The organism is Veronia nyctiphanis, assembly GCF_004116385.1.
GTDB lineage: Bacteria > Pseudomonadota > Gammaproteobacteria > Enterobacterales > Vibrionaceae > Veronia > Veronia nyctiphanis.
On record NZ_PEIB01000096.1, the window covers coordinates 1 to 1166 of the forward strand.

General features: G+C 50.3%; 1 protein-coding gene. It reads right to left on the reverse strand.

Going from position 1 to position 1166, the window contains the following annotated elements; genetic code table 11:
- Positions 1-1113 (reverse strand): IS3 family transposase gene (locus CS022_RS24570; RefSeq protein WP_129124480.1). Its coding sequence is split into 2 segments (ribosomal slippage), with 1114 coding nucleotides annotated over them: positions 1-870 and positions 870-1113; the frame shifts between segments, so codons are not numbered across the junction. This gene is flagged as partial in the annotation.
- Positions 1114-1166: the final 53 nt, after the last annotated feature.

Consider the following 1166-nt stretch of genomic DNA (forward strand, 5'->3'; position numbering starts at 1 on the left):
TATTGTCTTGACGGGCGAGCCTACGTCGCATTCTTGGATTATGGAACCGTTCAATATAATCAAAAATATCTGCTCTTGCTTCATCTCTTGTTCGGTATTGCCGATAGTTTATTCGTTCTCGTTTCAATACACCGAAGAACCCTTCACAAGCTGCATTATCAGCACAATGACCCACAGCACTCATGCTGCTGATTAAATGCTTCTGCTTCAGTAGACGTTGGTAGTCTCCGCTGGTAAATTGCGCGCCACGATCAGAATGCAAGATGGTTTGATGATCTGCCTGGCGTTGCCAGACGGCCATCTCAACCGCACGCATCACCATGTGACGATCCTGTCGATGATGCATCGACCAGCCAATAATCAGTTTACTGAACAGATCTAGAACGACACACAAGTAGAGCTTTCCTTCCAGTGTGCCAACCTCAGTGATATCCGTCACCCACTTGGTTTCCGGCTCTCGGGCGTAAAAGTCACGGTTTAAATGGTTGGCTAACCCGGCTGGCCGCACTGCTCTTCGTTTCGCACCGCGGCCTTTCTTTCGTGGCCAACCATAAAGACCATTAGCTGCCATCAGTCGGGCAACACGGTTTACGCTGACACGCCTACCTTCTGCTTGCAGATCCTCGTGCATACGTGGCGCGCCGATAATGCCGCCACTGTCATCATGAATTTCACGCATTCGTTCTAGCAGTGTCGCGTTTTCTTGGGCTCGTGCACTAGGCTCTCGCTCTACCCAAGCGTAATCACCGCTAGGCGAAACGTTCAGACATCGGCACATGAGACGCACAGAGAATACATCGCGGCAACGTGATATCGCCAGATACCTTACGGTAACTCTTTGGCAAAGAACGTTGCCGCTTCGCGCAAAACATCTCGTTCCTTTTTTACCTTGGCGAGCTCGCGTTTCAATCTTGCCATTTCCACATCGCGAGGGGAGCCGTGGCCTTTAAATGCGGTCTCTTTGGATTGCTCAGCTTCCCGCTTCCAACGGCTAAGGAGATTGGGGTTGATACCGATATCCAACGCAATTTGCCGACAACTGACACCAGGCTGCTGGGCAAGTAATACCGCTTCGCGTTTAAACTCTGGGGAAAATTTCCTTCGCTTGGTCATACACACTCCTTTTGGGCATAGTATGCCTCTTTATGGATGTGTCCGTGAAATCG